This is a genomic window from Acidocella aminolytica 101 = DSM 11237 (assembly GCF_900129125.1).
Lineage (GTDB): Bacteria > Pseudomonadota > Alphaproteobacteria > Acetobacterales > Acetobacteraceae > Acidocella > Acidocella aminolytica.
In genome coordinates this window covers 19705-39936 of sequence record NZ_FQVJ01000026.1, presented here as the reverse complement: position 1 = coordinate 39936, position 20232 = coordinate 19705, and the positions used below count along the sequence as shown (strand labels likewise).

Below are 20232 nucleotides of genomic sequence, written 5' to 3'. Positions count from 1 at the left end.
CTGCTACGCCGTCATTTACGTACGCGGTGCCAAAGTCATTATTTCCGTTTGTAAAAACGGACCCCTAAAGCTACTCTATCTGTGATAGTTCGTCCGGCCTTGCCGGCAGTGTCATTCTGACCAGCTGTCAGAGTTGTGGAACGTCATTTGGATCAGATGTACAAGCAGTCCACCTAACAGGAAGGCAGCACAATCTTGCAACGCATGGGGTGCATCATGATGCGCGTGTATTGGCTGCGGTCTTAAAGCGTCTGATATGATTACGTATATCTGCTGGTCAATGGAGAACTCAGGCTGGTCCTCCCGCCGGCCGCAGTAGAGTTTACGATATCAAATCGCCGATGCGCAATCCGTCCGCGTAGTATTTTCGCTCTCGCCGGGTTCATCGGGGAATCTGCCTTGTTCATCGAATTTACATTGCCGCGTGCGGCGGCATCCGGCACTGCTACCACGTTAACATTGGCTAAAAGGCAATGAGCGGTTCGATACAACGTGGCGTGCGAGAGATGAGACTGGGTACTGGCGGTGCCCTGGGTGTTGCCGAGGTCGCGGCCGACGCAGATGACCGTGTCGCGGCTGTTCTCGGTTTCGGACGCACATGCCAGCGTCTTTAACGCCGTGCAACCGCAGCGTCCGCCAGCGCGCTAACTTCCAGCCAGAACCTCACATTGGCCGCCATGTGGCCCCTGGAGACATGACCGTGCGCCCGAACGACACACACAAGTCCAGTTCAAGTCTTGGCGCCCGGCGGGGGCGGGGCGTATGGCCAAGAAAGAGGCTGATCGGCGCGCTGGCACTTTTGGGGGCGGTTTTTTCGGGCGGTGGTGCCATGGCGCAAAGCGCCAGCCCTTCCTGCAGCCAGAGCGGCGGCGGCTACGGATGCACAGTGCCGGCGGGCACGTATACCGAGCCGTTGACGGAGAGCGCGGGCGCCCTTTTGGTCAGCGACCAAGGCACATTCAATATCCAGGCATCCAGCGCGGGCGATTACGGCCTCAATTTCATATCTCGCGGCGTCAATGGCGCCAATTCGAGTTCCGGCAATGCGGGTACCGGGACGGCCGCAGGATATGAGAGTACGGGCCTCCTCAGCAACGGCGCGCTTAACCTCACAGGGTCGGCCGATCTGGCGGTCTGGGAATATGGGTTGCTGGCGCAGTCGATTGGCGGCAATGGCGGTAACTACACCCAGGGCAACGATAATTATAACGGCGGCAACGGCGGTAGTGCGCTCGGCAATGTGTATGTGGGCAATTACCAGCCGGTTACGCTAACCGGCGAATTTCCCAAGGGTGTCACCGCGCTAGAGGCCAACGGTCTCGGCGGTAATGGCGGTAGTGGCGCCAGCGGCGGTTCGGGCGGTTATGGCGGTGTGGTGCAGCTTGAGAATTATGCCCCGGTGACGATCGGGACGAATATCTCGCAGGCCAGTGGAGATTCAGGCGGGGTCGCGCTTGAAGCGCTGTCGCAAGGTGGAGCGGGCGGTGAAAGTGCGGCGGCTGCCGAGCGCATTGGCGGGGCCGGTGGCCCTGCCAGTATCTATAACACTCAGCCGGTCACCCTGTATTGGAGTTGGCAGAACAACGGCGCGCCCAGTTCGGCTACTCTGTACGGCCTTTTGGCCTCCTCCATTGGCGGAAAAAACGCGAACCGGGCCGAGAAGGGGCAGAATGGCGGTCCCGGCGGCTCTAGCGGACAGGCGAGCGTTAGCCTGATCGCCTCCGGCGATGTGTATGTGTCCGCGCTGAACACCGGGAGCGGTCTGCCGAACGAAGGTATCATTCCGCCGTTGACGGGGGCGGCCGTTGCGGCGCTGTCGCAGGGCGGGGCGGGCGGGCAGGTCGATGGCGGAGGGGTGACGGCTGGCGCCGGCGGTACCGCAGGGGCGAATACGAGCAACGATTCGGCCTTAAGTAGCGAAATCACCGGCGTCAGCGACCAAGGTGCATCGGTTGGGACTTATGGCAACAACATGGCAGGCATCGAAGCGCGCAACATCGGCGGCGCCGGGGGCGATGGCAATTATATGACGGTCTGCTGCAATTCAGACACGGGCCAGTCCACGCCTGTTGGCGGGTACGAGGCGGATGGCGGCAGTGGCGGCGGCACCTATGATGTGCAGGTGGAGCTTTCCAGCGGTGCCGCGGTTAATACCGCGGGCATAGAGTCCCCCGGGATCGTTGCTGCGGCACAGGGCGGCGCTGGTGGTGATGGGGCGACCTATGAGGGCACTTTCGGCCACGACGCCGGGAATGGAGGCGCCGGCGGCAATGCTGGCGATGTCATAGTCAATCTCGCGGGCAGTAGTGTCTTGACCACGGGCAGTCTGTCTTCCGGGATCGTCGCCTTCTCTACGGGTGGCAATGGCGGCGGGGGTGGCAACCGTGACGGCAATTCGGGCGACGCTGGCGGCGGCGGAAATGCCGGGGCGGGTGGCGATGTGACGGTCGACATCCAGTCAGGCACCGGTATCACGACTACCGGTAGCAAGTCGCCGGGCGTCGTGGCGGAATCCGATGGCGGTGCCGGTGGCAATGGCGGCACCGGAAGTGCGAATATGACCGGCAGCCCGCGGCCCGGCGGCAATGGTGGCACTAGCGGCCTTGTCACCGCCACACTCGAGAGTGGCGCTTCGATCTCTACCGCTGGGAATAGTTCGCCAGGCTTCACCGCGGTCAGCCTCAGCGGCGCCGGGGGCAACGGCAACACAAGTTCGAATATTATTTCGAGTCAGGGCGGGCCGGGCGGCACTGGCGGTCAGGCGGGCTCCCAGTTGAACGGCGTGTTGACTGCGGTGCAGGCCAGCAATGGCGGTAGCATCACCACCCAGGGCGCCGATTCACCGGGCCTGCTCGCGCAGGCGCAGTCCGGCGGCGGCGGCGCCGGTGGTACGGCGGGTGGCATTTTCGCCGAGGGCGGCACGGGTGCCACGGCTGGGGCGGTCGGTCTTGTCACCGCGCAGAATTTAGCGGGTGCGTCGATCGCGACCAGCGGCTCAGACTCGACCGCGCTGCTCGCGCAATCGATCTCCGGCGGAGGCGGTGATGGTGGCAATTTGGATTTTGCCAATTCTGGTATCGGCGGCTCAGCCTCCTTTGCTGCGAACGCTGGCGCGGCCGAGGTATCCAGCAATGGGATCATCACCACCTCCGGCTATGATTCGTTTGGGATTCTCGACCAGTCGATCGGCGGCGGCGGGGGTATCGGCGGCTCGGCAGACAACATTGTCGCGGTCGGCGGCGCCGGCGGTGGTGGCGGTGGCGGTGGCAATGTGACCATCGATGCTGGCGGCAGTGTCAACACTACGGGGGACCTCGGGGCTGGCGTCGTGGCGCAATCGATCGGTGGTGGTGGCGGAAAGGCCAGCGATGTGACCTCCTATTCCGGCATTGTCAGCCTGACGATCGGCGGCAGCGGCGGCAGCGGCGGAGCGGGTGGTGCAGCCACGGTAAACGGCAATAGCCTGTCCGAACAAACATCCGGCGGGAATTCGACCGGTGTCGCGGCCGAATCGGCCGGTGGCGGCGGTGGTGTCGGCGGGGCGGCCTATTCGGTTAGCGTCAGCGCTGGTCTTGGCGTTTCGCTTGCCGTCGGCGGCAAAGGCGGAGATGGCGGCAATGGCGGAAATGCCACCGTCAATCTCGGTCAGACCCGCATCGTCACCGCGAGCAGCGTGCAGAACGCGATTGACCCGACAACGCTATCTGACAATAGCGTGATGGTGCCGCTTGCGACCGATTCCTATGGTGTCTTGGCGCTCAGTGTCGGCGGCGGCGGCGGCATAGGCGGCTCGTCCCTGGCCAAGGCTTTCGTCCAGGATCTCACCCTTCCCACGACCGAATCTCTGGTCGGCTTCGCGGTCTCGGGTACCTGGTCGCAAGGTGGCAGCGGCGGGGCCGGCGGCAATGGGGGGAGCGCAGCAGTCAACTTATCCAGTGGCGACAGCATCCTGACCTATGGCAACGGCGCCCATGCAGTGATGGCGCAGTCCATTGGCGGCGGTGGCGGCGATGGTGGGGATTCTTCCGCGCAATCGACCGCCTTTGGCTTCAAGACAGCTTCCAAGGTGACCGGCGTGACCAATTATAACCTAGATTTAGAGGTTTCGCTCGGTGGTAGTGGCGGCGCCAGCGGCAATGGCGGGTCGGCCCTAGTGAATCTGGGTGGCAATATGAGCGGTGTCGATCCGAATTCCCAGAACGCGCCGGCGCAGATCGTGACACTTGGCGACAATGCCGACGGCGTACTCCTGCAATCGATTGGTGGTGGCGGCGGCAATGCGGGGGAAGGCAGCGGGTCGACGCAGAATGGCACCAGTTCCTCCACCGCACTGACGCTGGGGGTAACACTTGGCGCGGCAGGTAGCAGCGGTGGTAATGGCGGCTATGCTGGCTTGTCCTCCTATGCGGGAACCGCTATCGAAACATTCGGCGATTCCGCCTATGGCATCGAGGGACAGTCCATTGGCGGTGGCGGCGGCACGTCCTCGGGCAGTTCGTACCAGCTTGGCCTGCCGTCGCTCAGCGCAGTAAACCAGGTCCTCAACGGTCAGGATGTCGGTGGAGTAGGTCAGCTCACCTCAGGCGCCACGCTCACGCTGGGTACCAGCGGTACTGGCGGGGGAAGTGGCGGACAGGTCGTCCTCATCTTGGATGGCACTACCATCATCACCAATGGCCAGGCCGCAGATGGTATTGTCGCGCAAAGTGTCGGCGGCGGCGGCGGTATTGGCGGCTCTGCTGGTTCCACGGGCTCGTCCGACGATCCAAATATCGTTGAGTCGTCGTGTTGCGGCATTTCACAGCTGAAAGCAGGCAAGAAATTCGCTAACGCACTCGGCGGCTACCTTAGCGATGTTGTCAAGGCGGTGCAGGGTGGCAGCGGCTGGACCAGCGCGGCGGTCAGCGCGTTGAACAATTTCTACCCCTCGCTTAATCTCAACATCTCGGTCGGCGGCAGTGGCGGCAGCGGCGGCGTGGGCGGTTCGGTGAGTACGACGTTCACGGGCAGTTCGGTTACGACCAAGGGCGACTATGCGGACGCGATTCTGGCGCAATCGATCGGCGGCGGCGGCGGTATTGGCGGCGGTGCGGTCGCGGGCGGTTCGTCCGGTCTTGGCAGCTTCATGAAGATCAACGCTAATTTCGCTCTCGGTGCCAGCGGGGGCGATGGCGGCGCCGGCGGCGCCGTCAGCCTCTTCCTCGGAAATTCGAGTCTGACCACACAGGGCTATGCCGCCTATGGCGTGTTCGCGCAGAGCGTGGGCCGCGGGGGCGGCACGGCGGGCTCCGCGGAGACAGATGCCAGCGGCTATTTTTCGCTCGGCGCTTCCGGATCGGCGGGCGGCTCCGCCGGTGGCAATGGTGGCAGCGTCATGCTGACAATATCACCGCCGACGAGCGGGCAGCCCAGTTCTAGCCCCAGCACGATCGCAACGGCGGGCGACGTCGCGCATGCAGTGTTCCTGCAATCAGTCGGCGGCGGCGGTGGTGAAGCCGGGGATGGCTTTACTCTGACCCCAGGCATTCTGCCGATTTCGACGAACATTAAGCTGCGTGACGGCGGCACGGGCACGGCCGGCGATGGCGGTGCGGTCAGCTTTGTCTCGACCGGCGCCTATGCGACTATCAGCACCGGCGGCGCCAGCGCTTATGGCATTCTGGCGCAAAGTATTGGCGGCGGCGGCGGGGTCGCGTTTACTCAACTCGGTGCGCGCAGCGTCTATCAACTCGGCGGAGGGAACGGGACAGTCGCGAATGGCGGCGCCGTCAGCATCCAGGTCGGCGATGGTATTATTAAGACCACCGGCGATGGCAGCCACGCGATCTTCGCCCAGTCGGTGGGTGGCGGTGGCGGTATCGCGGGCTTCGCTTCTGGCTCAACGCTGCTTTATGAGGCGAGTGCGGCAAATGGGAGCGGCTACGTCACGACCGGCAACGGCGGTGATGTAACTGTTAATACCGGCGGCACCTCGGTTATCACCACGGGCGCCAGCGCTTATGGCATCTTCGCACAAAGCGTTGGGGCGGGTGGCGGCTTGGAATCCGGCAATGACGGCGTTTCGGAAATCGCCGGCACCACCGGTGCCACTGGGTCGAGCGGCACTGGCGGTCTGGTAACGGTGTTCGATAATGGCACGATTAATGCGTCAGGGGTCAATGCCGTCGGCATATTTGCGCAATCAATCGGGCAAAACGGCAGCGGGCTTGGCAATAGTGCCGGCGTTGCCATTACGGTTAACGGCAGCCTTTCGGGCGGATCCGGCACGCAGGGGCGCGGAATATGGGTGGATAGTGATTATTCGACCAATAATGTCACCATCGGTTCGTCGGGCTTGGTTAGATCGGCTTCCAAACAAGCCATTGTGTCTACAGGGTATGGTATCACTAATGTACAGAATTACGGGACAGTCATCGGGACGGTAACGTTAAAGGACAAGAACTCTACACTGGGCACTTTCACTAACGAAGCGGGTGGTCTTTGGATTTCGAGCGGCTCGCTTAGCGGCAACTTTGTTAATGCTGGGCGGATCGCCCCGCTGCTGGCGAATAATTATGAAGCTGTCTCGGTTGCGGGTGATTTCCAGCAGACGGCAAGTGGTGTCTATGCGCCGAATGTGCAATTCGATACTAGAAAGGCGGATATGCTCCTGGTGACGGGCAATGCCCAACTCGCTGGGATTGTTGAACCAGTAGCGCAGAGTGTGCTCCCCTGGGTGAGTGTGCCGATCATGACTGTAGATGGAACGGTAAGTGGCCGACTGAGCGCAGGCTCTTCGCCTTTGTTTGGGTATGAAATCACCAAGACCGCGGCTTCGTCGGATGCTTCGATAGGGGGCAATGAAACGCAATACCTGCTGACCAATGTTTCAGCTGATTTCGATCCTTCTGGGGTTAAGCTCAGCGCGCTTCAAAGCTCCATCGCGCGCGCCTTGTTCTCGAGTTGGGAGGCTGGGGGAAATGCGTCCTTTGGTACATTATATGGTGCTCTCGACAATCTGGCGCAGGGTAGTATTGGGAGTTATACAGGCGCACTCGCGAACCTCGCCCCGGAGGCCGCAGTAGATTATGCCTCACGCGAGGTAAGCAATTTAGAAGATTTCGCTGGCGATTTGGATGGCTGCGATCGAAATGGGGGCGACTATCTCGCCTTATCAAATGGACGGTGCGCTTGGTTTACGCTGAGCGGCAACTTAACGAGCCAATCGAGCAGCTATGGTGCCGCCCGGTTCGCGCTGAATCAGAGTACTTATGCGATCGGTGGAGAGACGCGTCTCTCGCACAATCTATACCTGGATGCGGCACTCGCTTACCAAAACAGCTGGTTGAGTGCGCAGGGCAACACACTAAAAGGCTCTGGCCAAGCAGGTTACGGTGGCGTTGGCTTGCGCGATGAGGTGGGGGACTGGTCGTTTATGGGTGGCCTGTTCGGTTCAGGGGGCGCCTATACCACATCGCGTGTCATTAATTTGCCTGGGGAGCAGTCGATAGTTAAAGGCTCTCCAGCGATTGATGCCGTTGGTGTGCGGACTGGTGCGGCGTATATGTTTGGCTTTGGTAGTGCCTATATTCGACCGCGGCTGACGTTGGATGGACTTTATATCAACATGCCGGGTTATACTGAAAGCGGCTCTTCCGTTGATGTAACAAAATCTAATGGCAGCAGTCAGGGCATTTTCGTTGCAACCCCATCTGTAGAGTTTGGAAAGAGCTTTACGCTGCGTCATGGGATGGAATTGCGTTTGAGCTTCCTTACGGGGGTAAGTTTGCAATCCAGCGATAGTTGGACGCAGTCCTATGGCTTTATCGCCGCGCCAGCAGGGACTCCCGATTTTAATACAACTGTGGCGATGGACACTGCCACAGCGCGGATTGGGGTGGGACTGCAGCTTGTGAAAATGGGGCGCTACAGTTTGCGCGCTGAATATAATGGAGCTTTCTCCAAGCATACAAGCGTCAATGCAGGAGACATTGCATTGCACGCCACTTTCTAAGCATAACACGGAGATGGACGTTGTCTGTCGGCGGCTGAAGTAGAGCTTGTGGTTACGGCCATAGCCGCGTAGAAATCTAACAAGACCGCGCTGGGAGATCTGGCGCGGTTCAGCATCCGTCATGCTCTGCCGTAGACCGGCAGCAAACAGCTATAAAGATTGAAGCCTTTGTCTGATGAGCCCTTTTATATCATGCCCACACTACGCCAGTCCGTGTCTCCACGGGGTCTTATGCGGTTAGCTAGAGAGATATTCTCTAAGGGAGATATATTAAAGTTGTGCTAGCTGCCGGCGTAACATGGCGGTCGCGTTACGCCCAAGCTGTAGGGTTTGGCTGTGCCCGCGCAGGGCTATGTAGGTGGTATCACGGGAGATTGTGCGGATTCCGTACAAGCTTTCGAGATTTAGGATAAGTGAACGGCCGAGGCGCTGGAATGGCGGGCTTGGCAGGCTACCAGAGAACGCGCCGATTGGCCGTCGCGCGCGTAGTTCTGCATTACCCGTCAGGAGCAACCGGCTATCGTCGCCATCGGCCAGCACCGCGAGTATATCATTGGCTGGCAGCAGTCTCTGGCCACCGGTAACCGGGATCGGGACTAGTTCTGTATGCCGCGCTATTGGTGGCCGTTCAGCGGTGCTTGGCACGAGCAGTTTTTGCAGCCGCCGTACCGTACGCATGAAACGTTGTGGCTCAACCGGTTTTAACAGGAAATCCACTGCTTCCACGTCAAAGGCTTGGGCGGCATAGTTCGCATGTGCGGTAACGAAAACGAGTTTCGGCGGTCGAGCCATGTCTGCAACGACACTGAAGCCATTACCGCCGGTCATTTCGATATCGAGGAAAGCGACATCGGGTTGACAACATTCGATCAGTCTGATCGCGGCCGCCGCGGAGGCCGCTTCTCCAGAAAGTTTTAGATTAGAGTTTCGTGAAATGAGCCGGGTCAAGGCTAGTCTACCGGCTGGCTCGTCGTCAGCGACGATGACATTTAGCATGGTTCACCGCGCAGCATGAGTTGTGCCACTACAAGTTCGCCTTGCTGCTCAAGCAAGAAATTGTGCCGTTCCGGATAATGTAGCGCGAGGCGGCGACCAATATTGCGCAGTCCCGTTCCGGTGCCTGGTAGCTCAGATGGTGTTTCAAGATCACCACAATTACTAACCTGGACGCTCACTATTCCCGGTTTCGTAACGATGTGGATATGCACATCGATGGTTCCATTGGCGCTGATCATACTATGTTTTATTGCATTTTCAACGATCGGTTGCAGAAGAAAGGTTGGCATGCAATGCCCTTGTGGCGATCCCTCTACCTTGATGGTCAGTCTTAGTGATTCACCGTAACGCATCTGCTGGAGCCGTACGAATGAGCGTAAACCTGCGATTTCCTGTGTTGCAGGCAACAAGCTTCGCTCAGCATTATCCAGTGTGTAACGTAGATAATGATTCAGTTCGCGCAGCACGAGCAAGGCACGGCGGGAATGTTCGGGAATCTCCACGGCGAGCATATTGAGGGTGTTGAAGAGGAAGTGAGGGCTGAGCTGAAGCCGTAGCCGCTGCATTTCTGACTGCACCATCGCATTATGAGCTGCGAGGGCATCGATGCGTTCGTTGTTATAACGTGCACGTTCGTCAAGCCAACGTCCAGCGACAGCCCAAGCGCTGAACAAATATGTGAAATAGACAAATTGTGCATTTGGCAATCGTGTCCAAGGAGAGGCGAGGAGCGGCAGTATAGTGCCGAGAAAACGCGTGAAGAGAATAATAACTCCGGCGGACAGAGCGGCGCTTGTGAGGATATAACCGGCCAAAGCATAGCCGTTACGAAGATGTTTTTGTACGGCATGCAGCAGGTGTCGGTTCACCAGTACAAGCAACAATGCAGTGGTATCGACAATGAGCGTGCATTGCACTCCGCGCCAGAGGCTATGAAAGGCGGTAACACGAGCCGTGATGCCGATAAGATAAACAAGTAACGCGCCGAAGAAGAAGGCGATTCGGTCCTGCCCTGCATGCGGCGTATCATTTTGTGGAGAAAGTTTTTTTTGTTTCAAATTTTTTGACATAATTTTGTATATTTGCAGGTGGACGAAAAGCTGGACCGGCCGCGATTACCGATCATGGTGAGAATACGAGATTGTCCCGCTACTACGCAATTCAGAGCGCGTCCTTCTTATGAGGCGGCCTAATGGGCGGTTGGCGCTGACCATGTACAACCAATCTGGCGTTGGGTCGTGCGTGAGATCGGTGGCCGTGGTGATGATGCGCGGAGGCATTCTGCAAGATACTCCCAATGAAGCGGCCAAAGCATATCCCCCAAATAACAGCAAGATGATGATGTGGAATGGCCCGTCGAAATGGCATGGGAGATACCTAACGTGGTTGCGTTGAATGCTACAAAGAGGAAGGACCATTCTATGAAGCGGATTGCCATAGTTGGCCTGGAAATGACCAATTTGGCTTTCCAGCTTCATTGCATTGAGGATAATGGCAAGGCGCTGGCTCTTTGGGCGTTCCGGCGAAAGCTGGTCGACCCCGGATAAGTGTTTGCAACTGATCATGCAGTGCTGTTCAAGTTCTACTTGCAAAGGGAGAGCCGTCCATAGGTATAGATTGAGGTGGTGCTCAACCCGTGTTCACGGCACAATTTCTCCTACAGGCATATTGCTCTCGACCTCGCACAAAATAGCAAGAATCTTCGTTTCTGTATTTTGGCTGTTGCATCCAAATCTCCTCAAGCACTCTGCGGAGAAAGTTCTACTTAACAATCCACATAATTTCTGGGGGAAATACTGGCTAAGAGGCACTGTTCCAACATAAAATGGCAGAAGTTTTTTTAAATTATATATTTTTCGTAAAGTCTTGGCCGTTGTTAAGCTTGGCTCCTGTCAAAGCACGTATTGTAGGGTGGAAGTGTGGTGCCAAGTGGAACATAAGCTATGCTCAGAGCAGCAGTTGGCTTTGCCGATCCGGCGTGGTGACGGCAAACCCTGCTGGGCCGAGCCGGTGGAAAAATGCCCTCATTGTATCGATGAAAACGCGCAGAAACATTGGTTTCATACCGCCATACATATCCGCGACCAGCAGCGTGGGTGGCGGCAAATCGTCCAAAAGGGGGCGGCGCACGATGCCTGGCCCATCCATCGTGGCTCGGCCCATTGGGCGCATATTGAGAACCGATATACCAAGCCCGGCCCCCACCGCCGCGCGGACGGTTTCGTAAGAGCGCGTGCGGAATTTCACCACGGGCCGGTGCGCCAGCACATCGAACAATGCCAACAGGTAAGTGGAGGTCTGCGGTGTGTCGAGCAGGACCAGCGGCCGGGTCGCAAGCTCAGAAAGGCTAAGCGCGGCTTTGCTTCCCAGAGGGTCATCTGCGCAAAGCAACGCATGGGCAGGCACTTTGCAAATGCGGGTGGTAGACCCGGGGATTTCAGGCCCTACATCGTAAAGCACGGCCAGATCCACGCGACCTTGCTCCAGCCAGTTTCGTACTTCGAGTTGGTCGCCTTCTTGCAGAAATACCTCTATCTGCCCTCCGATTTCATCAAGATAGGCGCGCAGGAAATCCGCCATAAAAATCGCGCCGAGAGGTTCGAAACAGCCGATACGGAGCACAGGTGGGACGCGGCTGGAGAGTGTTCCGATGGTCCGGTCAAACTCCTTCTCAGCCTCCAACAGATAGTGTCCGGCATTAATGTATCTCTCCCCAGCCGGGGTCAGTTTCACACCGCGCGCGGGTTTGCGATCGAACAGCCGTGCGCCAATCTCGGCTTCTGCGACGGAAATGGCCGCCAGGATCGAGGATTGCGAGATGTTCAGCGCACGCGACGCGGCCTGCACGCTACCCAGAAGCGCTACCTCATGCACATAGCGCAACTGGCGGATGGTCAGCTTCAATGCGTGGTATCCTTTAATAAATGTGCGAAGTCAGGAAAGTTTATCTATTTCCTGTCCGGCGGCAACAGATCTGCGACCTTAAGCAATCTTTTTACAAACGAGGTGTTGCGATGATTGAGACGGTTTCCAGCCCCGAGGCACTTTGCCGCCTGGATGCGGCATCATTGGCGGAGGCTTACAAAGCCGGCCGGCTCTCTCCAGTTGAGGTCACCCAAGCCTGCCTGGCGCGGGCAGAAGAGATCAATCCCCGCCTCAACGCCTTTACTTTCATTGATCATGAGGGCGCTTTAGCGGCGGCCAAGGCGTCAGAAGCGCGCTGGGGAAGAGGAGAGCCGCATTCCGATGCTGATGGCATCCCCACAACGCTGAAAGACATTGTCTGGGTCAAAGACTGGCATGTCCGGTATGGCAGTCTGACGACATCCGACGCGCTGTATGAGGACGATGCTCCCGCCGTGCGTTTGTTGCGTGAGCACGGGGTGGTGTTTATCGGCCAAACGACAATGCCTGAATTTGGTTGGAAGGCCGTGACGGATAGTCCAGCTTTTGGCATCACACGCAACCCGCATGATCTTTCCAAAACACCAGGTGGTTCTTCCGGTGGCGCGGCGGCAGCAGCGGCGGCTGGGGCGGGCGTGTTCCATCTGGGCACGGATGGAGGTGGCTCCATCCGTATTCCCGCCGCGTTTTGCGGCATTAGCGGGCTCAAACCCACATTCGGGCGTGTACCAGCTTACCCTGCCAGCGCTTTTGGCACGGTGGCGCATATTGGCCCCATGGCTCGCAGCACAGCCGATGTGATGGCGATGCTGAAAATCATGTCTGGTCGCGATCTGCGGGACTGGCACCAGTGCGCCGGCATCTTGCCGCCTCTGCAACTGACGTCCATGGCGCTAAATGGGCTGAAAATCGGCTATTGGCGCCAACCGCCCGTCGGACAGGTGGATACGGAGGTGGCATCTATAATTGATTCCAGGATAGCGCAACTGGCCGCTGCGGGGGCTGAGATCACGCCCTTTGAACTACCCGGTGATGACCTGCTGGCGCTGTTTCACGCTCATTGGTTTACCGGCGCGGCAGCGCGTTTAGCGGCTTTGCCAGAAGACCGGCTGGAGCGCATCGATCCCGGCCTGTTGGAGATTGCGCGTGAGGGCGCGGCTATGAATGCCATTCAACTGGTTCAGGCGCAGGTCCGCCGCGCGGATTTCGGCGCCGCGATGGATGCGGCGTTGGTGAAGCATGACTTCATCCTCTCTCCCGGCACCACCATTCCCGCTTTTGAGGCAGGGGCGGAGCAGCCGGCCGAGTCCGGGCTGAAACGCTGGACGGAGTGGGCAGGCTTCAGCTTTCCCATCAATTTGTCCCAGCAGCCCGCCGCCGTGACACCTTGCGGTACCACAAAGGCGGGCTTGCCGGTGGCGATGCAGGTGATTGGCGCGCGCGGCGCGGATTCCCGCGTTTTGTCCCTGGCCGCGGCTCTGGAAGATATGTTTGCTGGCTAGACCGCGATGGTCTGAGGCAGACGCAAGCCTTAGCGGGCTTGCGTCTTAGTCTGAAACTGCATCCGGGGCACCAGCCCGATGGCCTCACGCAACGCCGCCCCCGTGGCCACGGCCAGAGGCGGCAGCGTGAACCATTCCAGCGTCCAGGCCGCGCCGGAACGCTCGTTCTCATGCACCAAAGCTTGGTTTAGAGTGCCGGAAAGTCCCGCCGCGTAGCGCGCCAGTGCCACGAGCAACTCTGCTGTTACAGGATTGGCCTTATGGGCCATGGCGGAGGATGATCCGCCCCCGGCAATTTTCAACGCGCCATTTTCAGTCTGTGCCAGCAACGCCGTATCCTGGCCGATTTTACCCACAGCGCCCGCGACCAGCGCCAGCGTTGCGCCAAACTCCACAATATTGTCCCGGGAGGTATGCCAGCAGGGGGCGTTGCCCAGCCCCAGCCTTACGGCCAGCCCAGCAGCCACGGCATCGGCCTTGTCGCCCAGCTCCGTCCGCGCGCCCACCGGGCCGCCAAACTGAATCACCAGCAGGCGTGGCGCCAGGGCCGCCAGTCGCTCCTGGTGTCGCCGTAAAGGCCGCAGCCAAGCTTCAAGCTTGTCGTACACTGTAATGGGCAGCGCTGCCTGCATGCGCGTTTGCGCCATCAATGTCAGGCTGCCTTGTTCCCGGGCCAACGCTTCCAACCCATCAATCAACAAAGCCAGCCGAGCGTCCAGCGCCATGAGCACCGGCTTCAGTCGCAAGGTCAAAGCCGTGTCGGTGATGTCCTGGCTGGTGGCTCCGAAATGCAGATGCGGCCGCGCAGCCTCCGGCAGGCTCTGGCGCAGCGCTTTCACGAAGCCTGGCCCCAGCACGCCGTCTTTAAACAATCCGGAGGTCAGCGCGGCCTCGTTCGCTTCAAACGCCGCGCAACCCCGCGCAATCGCCGCCGCTGCTTCGGCCGGGATTAACCCGGCCTCGGCCTGGGCATCCGCCAAGGCGGTTTCGAAGGCCAGCATGGCTTCCAGCTCCGCTTTGGGGGCCAGGCAGTTCTCGATCTCGGCATCCGCGCAGAGCGCGGCGGTGAAGGGTAGTGTCATGATGTGTTCAGATATCCAGGAAAATGGTTTCCTTGTCGCCCTGCAGATGAATATCGAACTTATAGCAAGGCACGCCATTATCCTCACGGCGCTCGGCGATCAGCGTCGGCACGCGTACCTTCAGCTCCACGCGGCCGAGCAGCGGGTCTGCTTCGTTGGCGGCTGGCTCATCACCGAAATACATCCGAGTGTGCAAACCGACATTGATGCCGCGCGCCACGATCCAGAAGGTGATGTGCGGCGCCATTTTCCGCCCGTCCGGATACGGCACTTGGCCGGGCTTGATGGTCTCGAAACGGTACACGCCGGTGCTGCCGTCCACGGGCTGGCGGAACCAGCCGGGGAAGTTCGGGTCCGCCGCCCCGCGATGCTCGCCGCGCCCCGGATAGAGCCCGTCCGCATCCGCCTGCCAGATCTCGATCAGCGCATCGCGCAGCACGGAGCCGGAACCATCGAAGATCTGCCCCGTGACGATAATGCGCTCGCCCTTGGCTTCGGCCGGGCAGGGGCGCAAGCCCAGATCTTCAGGATAGACGGAGTTGATGCCGATGAAATTTGGCGTTGTGCCGATATGCACATACGGGCCAGCGGTCTGCGAGGGGCTTTCCTGCAGCCGGTTAAGAGATTGCACCATGGCTCAGTTTCCTTCCATCCGGTTTTCGAACATCGTCGAACGGCGGCCGCGCAGTATGATATCGAACTTATATGCCAGCGTATCCATCGGGATTGTCGCGGCTCGGTCCAGGGCAGCGACGAGTGTTTCTACAGCTTCCTTACTGGGAATTCCCATCACGATCGGGCATTGCCAGATCATCGGATCGCCTTCGAAATACATCTGCGTGATCAGGCGCTGCGCGAAGGCGTGGCCGAAGATCGAGAAATGAATATGCGCAGGACGCCAGTCATTCACGCCGTTCGGCCATGGGTAGGCGCCGGGCTTGATGGTGCGGAACCAATAGCGGCCTTCCTCATCGGTGATGCTGCGCCCGCAGCCGCCGAAATTCGGGTCGATGGCGGCCAGGTAGCTTTCCTTCTTGTGGCGGTAGCGCCCGCCCGCATTGGCTTGCCAATATTCAACCAGCGCACCGGGCACTGGGCGGCCATCCTCATCCAGCACCTGCCCATGCACGATAATGCGCGGGCCGATCGCATCGCCGGTGGTGGCGAAATTGCGGATCAGGTCGTTATCCAGCGGTCCCAGCATGGAATGGCCGAATACCGGGCCGGTCATTTCCGAGAGCGTGTTGGTGAGGGATAGCAGCGCGTGCTTGGGGCTGCGCAGCACGGAGGTCTTGTAATCTGGCGTGAAGGCCGGGGGGTGCCAGGACCTGTCACGCTGATAGAAAGCGCCGTTATGGTTGGGCGCTGGCTCGTTACGCATGGTCTTCCTCCTTTTCTGCCGCTTCAATCTCGGCATAAGCCTTGGCGGCAATCTTGAATGCATGGTTGGCGGCGGGCACCCCGGCATAAATCGCCACGTGCAGCAGCGCCTCTTTAATGTCTTCTAGGCTGGCCCCCGTATTCCGGGTGGCACGCACATGCATCGCCACCTCGTCATAATGGCCAAGGGCGGCCAGCAGCGCGATAGTGAGCATGGAGCGCTCGCGCAGTGGAATGGTGTTGCGGGACCAAACATTCCCCCAGGCGGTCTCGGTGATCAGTTCCTGGAAATCTTCGGTAAAGGGCGAGGTATTGGTCACCGCTGCGTCCACATATTTTTCACCCAGTACCTTGCGGCGGGTCTTCATCCCCTGAATGTAGCGGGGCGAAGGGTTAGACATGGATATGCTCCTCAAAATGCTTGGTCAGAAGCGTCAGCAGCGCCTCGGGCTGTTCGGCGGGCGGGATATGGCCGCAGCCTTTGATGATTTCGAATTTTGCGCCGGGGATTAGATCCGCTGTTTGCTTTACCAGTTCCGGCGGGGTGGATTGGTCGCCGTCACCGCAGATTACCAGCGTCGGTGTTTTAATGTTGGTAACGACCCTAGTTAGATCCGCCTCGCGCAATGCCGCGCAGGTAGCGGCATAGCCGTCATTCGGCGTGCCGAGCAGCATCTGAATCCATCCTGCCAGCTCCATCTGCTTCTCAGCGTGGTAGGCGGGGGTGAACCAGCGCTCCATCACCGGGCCCGTAATGCTCGCTAGCCCGTTGGTTATGACCGCCTCAATGCGCGCATTCCAGCTTTCGTCATTGCCGATTTTCGCGGCGCTGTCGCAGATTACCAGTGCTGAGAGCCGCTCAGGCGCCTTCACAGCAAGCTGCTGTGCGATCAACCCGCCAACGGAGAGCCCGACAAATGCGAATTGGGCCAGCTCCAGATGGTCCGCAAGCGCCAGCACGTCATCCGCCAGCATGTCGATGCTGTAGGGACCCGGTGCGTTTTCTGAAAGGCCGTGGCCGCGCTTGTCGTACAGCACTACACGGTATTTGGCGGAGAGTGCTGCCGCCACCTCGTCCCATAACCGGCAATCTGTGCCCAGCGAGTTGGCGAAGATGACCGCCGGCGCATCCTTACGTCCGGTCTCACGCCAGTGCAGCCGCACATTATTCAGCTTGGTGAATGCCATGGTCTGTGTTCCTCCTGGGCGCTTGGCCCCGTTGCTGTGAATAAAATACTTTCAGAGTTTCATGTAAAATGAGATATTACGCATAAATCATAACCTGGAGGTTATATGCCAACGCTGCGCGGTGAAGGTTTGGATCCACGCATCAAGCTTCGCCATCTTAGCGCCTTTCTGGAGGTGGTGCGTCTCTCCGGCGTGGTCCACGCGGCAGAAAGCCTGGGCCTCACCCAGCCGGCCTTGTCCAAAACCATTGCGGAGTTGGAGGAGATTCTCGGGGTTAAATTGTTCGACCGTTCTGGTCGTACGTTGAAGCTCACCAGCTTTGGCGAGGTGTTTCACCGCTATGCCGGGGCCAGCCTCACGGCGTTGAAGCAGGGCATGCGCTCCATGGCGCAGGTGAGGCAGGATGAGGCGGCGGCTTTCGCCATTGGTGCGTTGCCGACTGTCTCGGCGCGTATATTGCCCCGCGCGGCAGCGCATTTCACGGCGCAAAATCTTGGTCTCAAGCCGCGTATTGTCACCGGGCCGAATGCCTATTTGTTGTCTCAGCTTCGGCTCGGGGAGGTGGATCTCGTGCTTGGCCGCATGGCTGAGCAGGAAATGATGCGCGGGTTTGCGTTCGAGCATTTGTATGAGGAAGCTATTGCTTTGGTGGTGCGGCCGGGTCACCCGATGCTGCACGCCAAGCGCTTCGATCTCGCACAAATCGCGCATTATCAGCTTCTCATGCCTCCGCCCGGCTCCATCATTCGCCCTACTGTGCAGCGTTATCTCACAGCTCATGCACTGGGGCCGTTTGCCGCAGAGATCGAGACCATCTCCGATAATTTCGCCCGTGCCTATGTGCGTGGATCTGACGCCGTCTGGATTATCTCGGAAGGCGTCGTGGCGGAGGAACTGGCCCATGGCTTCCTGGCCCGTTTACCGGCCGATACCAGCGCCACGCTGGGCCCGGTGGGGCTGACCACCCGTACGGATATTCAGCCCTCCATGCCTGCCCAGCTTTTCGCGCAATCCGTCCGCGCCGCCGTGGCGGCGCTGGCGGTTCATTCCCCGTCTGACCAATTCGGCGCGAAAGCCGGGTTCACCAAACGCTGATCCTTTGGCAAAGCGGCGATCTTTGCGCGGTCTTCGTCATCCAGGCGGATGTTCAGGGCGTTGAGGTTGGAAAGCTGGTTCGTCCGTCCCGCCGCCTTGGGCACGGCGGCCACGCCTTGCTGGTCCAGTAGCCAAGCCAGTGCCACCTGCGTGGGCAGCATGCCATGTTTGTCCGCGATGGCGATGAGCTCCGGTACCTCGGAGACCTTGTTGCGCGCTAGCGGGCTGTAGGCCGTCAGGGCTATGTCGTGCGCAAGGCAGTAATCCAGCAGCTTCGCTTGGCCGAGCAGCACATGAAATTCAACCTGCAACGCCGCCAGTGGGGCGCCAAGTCCTTCCACCACCTCACGCAGCAACGGCAGAGGGAAATTCGCAACGCCGATGGCTTTCGCTTTGCCGCTCTCCTTCAGCGCCACCAAAGCCTTGATGGTTCGCGGTAAGTCCCAGTCCTTCGTGGGCCAATGGATCAGGAACAGATCCACATAATCGCTGCTCAGCGCCTTTAAGGAGCGCTCGAACGAGGCGTGTAGCTTTTGAGGTTCAAGCTGGTCCCACCAGACCTTTGTGGTGACGTGAATCTCCTCACGCGGCACGGAGGTGGCGGTCAGGGCCGCTCCCACCGCTTCCTCATTGTCATAGGCGGCGGCGGTGTCGATATGGCGGTAGCCAAGCTCAAGCGCCTGCATCACGGCCTTGGTGCAATCCTCGCCCAGCATCGGCCAGGTACCGAGGCCGAGCTTGGGCATATTCAGCCGGTTGGCGTTGGTGAGGCGCTGCATCACACGCGCTCAACAGCCAGAGCCAGCCCCTGGCCAACGCCGATGCACATTGTCACCAGCGCCCGCTTGCCGCCGCGCTTTTCCAGCCCGTGCACTGCCGTCATTGCCAGGCGCGCACCAGAGCAGCCCAACGGATGCCCCAGCGCAATCGCTCCGCCATGCGGGTTCAGATAATCCGCAGTTGGGTCCACTCCGAGTTCACGCATCGACGCGATCACCTGCGAGGCAAAAGCTTCATTCAGCTCGATCAGGTCAAAGTCTCCAATGCTCAGCCCCAGCTTGGCCATCAGCTTGCGGCTGGCCGGAACGGGGCCAATGCCCATCACGTCCGGCTCAACGCCTGCCGTGGCCATGCCCAGAATCCGAGCGCGCGGGGTGAGGCCGTGTTTCTTCGCCGCTGCTTCAGAGGCCACGAACATTGCCGCCGCGCCGTCATTCACACCGGAGGCATTGCCAGCCGTCACCGTGCCATCCGCCCGCACGATCGGTTTCAGCTTGGCCAGCGCTTCCAGGGTTGTGCCCGGGCGGGGATGCTCGTCGGCGGAGATGACGGTCTCGCTTTTCTTGCCCACGATGGTCACGGGCACGATTTCCTCAGCGAAATAGCCAGATGCCACGGCAGCCGCCGTACGTTGCTGGGAGCGCAGGGCAAACCCATCCTGGTCCTCGCGGCTTACACTATAACGCTGCGCCACATTCTCACCCGTTTCCGGCATAGAGGCGGTGCCGTATAGCTTGTGCATCTTCGGGTTCACCAGCCGCCAACCGACCACCGTGTCCTCGATCTTCATGTCCCGCGCGAAGGGCGTGCCAGACTTTGCCATCACATAAGGCGCGCGGCTCATGCTCTCCACGCCGCCCGCGATGGCGAGGTCGATCTGCCCGGTCATCACCGCCCGCGCGGCGGTGCCCACCGCATCCGCACCGCTGGCGCAGAGCCGGTTCATGGTGGTGCCCGGAATGGAAACTGGCAGCCCCGCCAACAGAGCGGCCATGCGTGCCACGTTACGGTTATCCTCGCCCGCCTGGTTGGCGCAGCCGAACACGACTTCTTCGATCGCCTCGCGGTCCAAATTCGGGTTGCGCGCCAGCAGGGCGGCTATCGGCACGGCGGCCAGATCATCGCTGCGCATTGGAGAAAGACCGCCCGCGAAGCGGCCGATGGGCGTGCGCACGGCATCGCAGATGAAAGCTTCGGTCATGAAGGGTTCCTTTGAAGAAGCCGCTTTTTAGAAAAAGCGGTGCCAAAAACTGTTGGGCGCTAGGCCGCAATCTATGGCTCCATGGGGGCATTAAACCCCCATGGAGAGGCG

General features: G+C 59.8%; 15 protein-coding genes. 5 read left to right on the top strand and 10 right to left on the bottom strand.

Annotated elements, in window-relative coordinates:
- The first annotated feature begins 473 nt into the window (after positions 1-473).
- Together BUB54_RS20850 and BUB54_RS20325 are read left to right on the top strand one after the other, a co-directional pair.
- Positions 474-614, top strand: coding sequence for a hypothetical protein (locus BUB54_RS20850; RefSeq protein ID WP_175556515.1), 141 nt, complete (start codon positions 474-476; stop codon positions 612-614).
- 80 nt (positions 615-694) lie between these two features.
- Positions 695-7993 (top strand): autotransporter outer membrane beta-barrel domain-containing protein, encoded by a 7299-nt coding sequence (locus tag BUB54_RS20325; protein WP_048878014.1) that lies wholly within the window; start codon positions 695-697, stop codon positions 7991-7993.
- A 270-nt stretch (positions 7994-8263) separates the two neighbouring features.
- Here the strand turns inward: BUB54_RS20325 and BUB54_RS13430 are convergent, their stop codons facing one another.
- The gene (locus tag BUB54_RS13430) at positions 8264-8989 is read right to left on the bottom strand and encodes a LytR/AlgR family response regulator transcription factor (RefSeq protein WP_048878015.1); all 726 of its coding nucleotides are present in this window, start codon (positions 8987-8989) and stop codon (positions 8264-8266) included.
- Positions 8983-10059, bottom strand: a complete 1077-nt coding sequence (locus BUB54_RS13425) for a sensor histidine kinase (protein WP_048878016.1) — start codon at positions 10057-10059, stop codon at positions 8983-8985. The genes BUB54_RS13430 and BUB54_RS13425 overlap by 7 nt, the downstream gene beginning before the upstream one ends.
- A gap of 351 nt (positions 10060-10410) precedes the next feature.
- Between BUB54_RS13425 and BUB54_RS21825 the strand changes: the two genes are divergently transcribed.
- Positions 10411-10536 (top strand): hypothetical protein, encoded by a 126-nt coding sequence (locus tag BUB54_RS21825; protein WP_264797911.1) that lies wholly within the window; start codon positions 10411-10413, stop codon positions 10534-10536.
- Positions 10537-10936: 400 nt separating this feature from the next.
- Here BUB54_RS21825 and BUB54_RS13420 read toward each other — a convergent pair whose 3' ends face one another.
- Positions 10937-11893: a LysR family transcriptional regulator gene (locus BUB54_RS13420; RefSeq protein ID WP_048878017.1), complete on the bottom strand. Its 957-nt coding sequence runs from the start codon at positions 11891-11893 to the stop codon at positions 10937-10939.
- 110 nt (positions 11894-12003) lie between these two features.
- On the opposite strand from BUB54_RS13420, the gene BUB54_RS13415 reads away from it, so the two are divergent.
- A complete protein-coding gene (locus BUB54_RS13415) occupies positions 12004-13395 on the top strand; it encodes an amidase (protein ID WP_048878018.1) in 1392 nt (463 codons plus the stop codon).
- 29 nt (positions 13396-13424) lie between these two features.
- On the opposite strand, the gene BUB54_RS13410 is transcribed toward BUB54_RS13415, so the two are convergent.
- From BUB54_RS13410 to pcaD, 5 genes are read right to left on the bottom strand one after another with little or no spacing between them, the layout of a single operon-like run.
- The gene (locus BUB54_RS13410) at positions 13425-14477 is read right to left on the bottom strand and encodes a 3-carboxy-cis,cis-muconate cycloisomerase (RefSeq protein ID WP_048878019.1); all 1053 of its coding nucleotides are present in this window, start codon (positions 14475-14477) and stop codon (positions 13425-13427) included.
- Positions 14478-14484: 7 nt separating this feature from the next.
- Entirely contained in the window at positions 14485-15111 is a 627-nt protein-coding gene (pcaG, locus tag BUB54_RS13405; protein WP_048878020.1) for a protocatechuate 3,4-dioxygenase subunit alpha, read from the bottom strand.
- Positions 15112-15114: 3 nt separating this feature from the next.
- Positions 15115-15858: a protocatechuate 3,4-dioxygenase subunit beta gene (pcaH, locus tag BUB54_RS13400; protein ID WP_048878021.1), complete on the bottom strand. Its 744-nt coding sequence runs from the start codon at positions 15856-15858 to the stop codon at positions 15115-15117.
- Positions 15851-16258, bottom strand: coding sequence for a 4-carboxymuconolactone decarboxylase (pcaC, locus tag BUB54_RS13395; RefSeq protein WP_048878022.1), 408 nt, complete (start codon positions 16256-16258; stop codon positions 15851-15853). The genes pcaH and pcaC overlap by 8 nt, the downstream gene beginning before the upstream one ends.
- The gene (pcaD, locus tag BUB54_RS13390) at positions 16251-17045 is read right to left on the bottom strand and encodes a 3-oxoadipate enol-lactonase (RefSeq protein ID WP_048878023.1); all 795 of its coding nucleotides are present in this window, start codon (positions 17043-17045) and stop codon (positions 16251-16253) included. The genes pcaC and pcaD overlap by 8 nt, the downstream gene beginning before the upstream one ends.
- A gap of 105 nt (positions 17046-17150) precedes the next feature.
- On the opposite strand from pcaD, the gene pcaQ reads away from it, so the two are divergent.
- Positions 17151-18140 (top strand): pca operon transcription factor PcaQ, encoded by a 990-nt coding sequence (pcaQ, locus tag BUB54_RS13385; protein ID WP_048878024.1) that lies wholly within the window; start codon positions 17151-17153, stop codon positions 18138-18140.
- Here the strand turns inward: pcaQ and BUB54_RS13380 are convergent.
- Both BUB54_RS13380 and pcaF read right to left on the bottom strand, forming a co-directional pair.
- The gene (locus tag BUB54_RS13380; RefSeq protein ID WP_048878025.1) at positions 18089-18919 is read right to left on the bottom strand and encodes an aldo/keto reductase; all 831 of its coding nucleotides are present in this window, start codon (positions 18917-18919) and stop codon (positions 18089-18091) included. The genes pcaQ and BUB54_RS13380 overlap by 52 nt on opposite strands.
- Entirely contained in the window at positions 18919-20121 is a 1203-nt protein-coding gene (gene pcaF, locus BUB54_RS13375; protein ID WP_048878026.1) for a 3-oxoadipyl-CoA thiolase, read from the bottom strand. Before pcaF ends, BUB54_RS13380 begins: the two co-directional genes overlap by 1 nt.
- Positions 20122-20232: the final 111 nt, after the last annotated feature.

Bases quoted from the DNA above. Each gene is read 5' to 3' on its own strand.
- BUB54_RS20850 (WP_175556515.1), top strand. From the start codon at position 474: ATGAGCGGTTCGATACAACGTGGCGTGCGAGAGATGAGACTGGGTACT.
- BUB54_RS20325 (WP_048878014.1), top strand. From the start codon at position 695: ATGACCGTGCGCCCGAACGACACACACAAGTCCAGTTCAAGTCTTGGC.
- BUB54_RS13430 (WP_048878015.1), bottom strand. From the start codon at position 8,989: ATGCTAAATGTCATCGTCGCTGACGACGAGCCAGCCGGTAGACTAGCC.
- BUB54_RS13425 (WP_048878016.1), bottom strand. From the start codon at position 10,059: ATGTCAAAAAATTTGAAACAAAAAAAACTTTCTCCACAAAATGATACG.
- BUB54_RS21825 (WP_264797911.1), top strand. From the start codon at position 10,411: ATGAAGCGGATTGCCATAGTTGGCCTGGAAATGACCAATTTGGCTTTC.
- BUB54_RS13415 (WP_048878018.1), top strand. From the start codon at position 12,004: ATGATTGAGACGGTTTCCAGCCCCGAGGCACTTTGCCGCCTGGATGCG.
- BUB54_RS13410 (WP_048878019.1), bottom strand. From the start codon at position 14,477: ATGACACTACCCTTCACCGCCGCGCTCTGCGCGGATGCCGAGATCGAG.
- pcaG (WP_048878020.1), bottom strand. From the start codon at position 15,111: ATGGTGCAATCTCTTAACCGGCTGCAGGAAAGCCCCTCGCAGACCGCT.
- pcaH (WP_048878021.1), bottom strand. From the start codon at position 15,858: ATGCGTAACGAGCCAGCGCCCAACCATAACGGCGCTTTCTATCAGCGT.
- pcaC (WP_048878022.1), bottom strand. From the start codon at position 16,258: ATGTCTAACCCTTCGCCCCGCTACATTCAGGGGATGAAGACCCGCCGC.
- pcaD (WP_048878023.1), bottom strand. From the start codon at position 17,045: ATGGCATTCACCAAGCTGAATAATGTGCGGCTGCACTGGCGTGAGACC.
- pcaQ (WP_048878024.1), top strand. From the start codon at position 17,151: ATGCCAACGCTGCGCGGTGAAGGTTTGGATCCACGCATCAAGCTTCGC.
- BUB54_RS13380 (WP_048878025.1), bottom strand. From the start codon at position 18,919: ATGCAGCGCCTCACCAACGCCAACCGGCTGAATATGCCCAAGCTCGGC.
- pcaF (WP_048878026.1), bottom strand. From the start codon at position 20,121: ATGACCGAAGCTTTCATCTGCGATGCCGTGCGCACGCCCATCGGCCGC.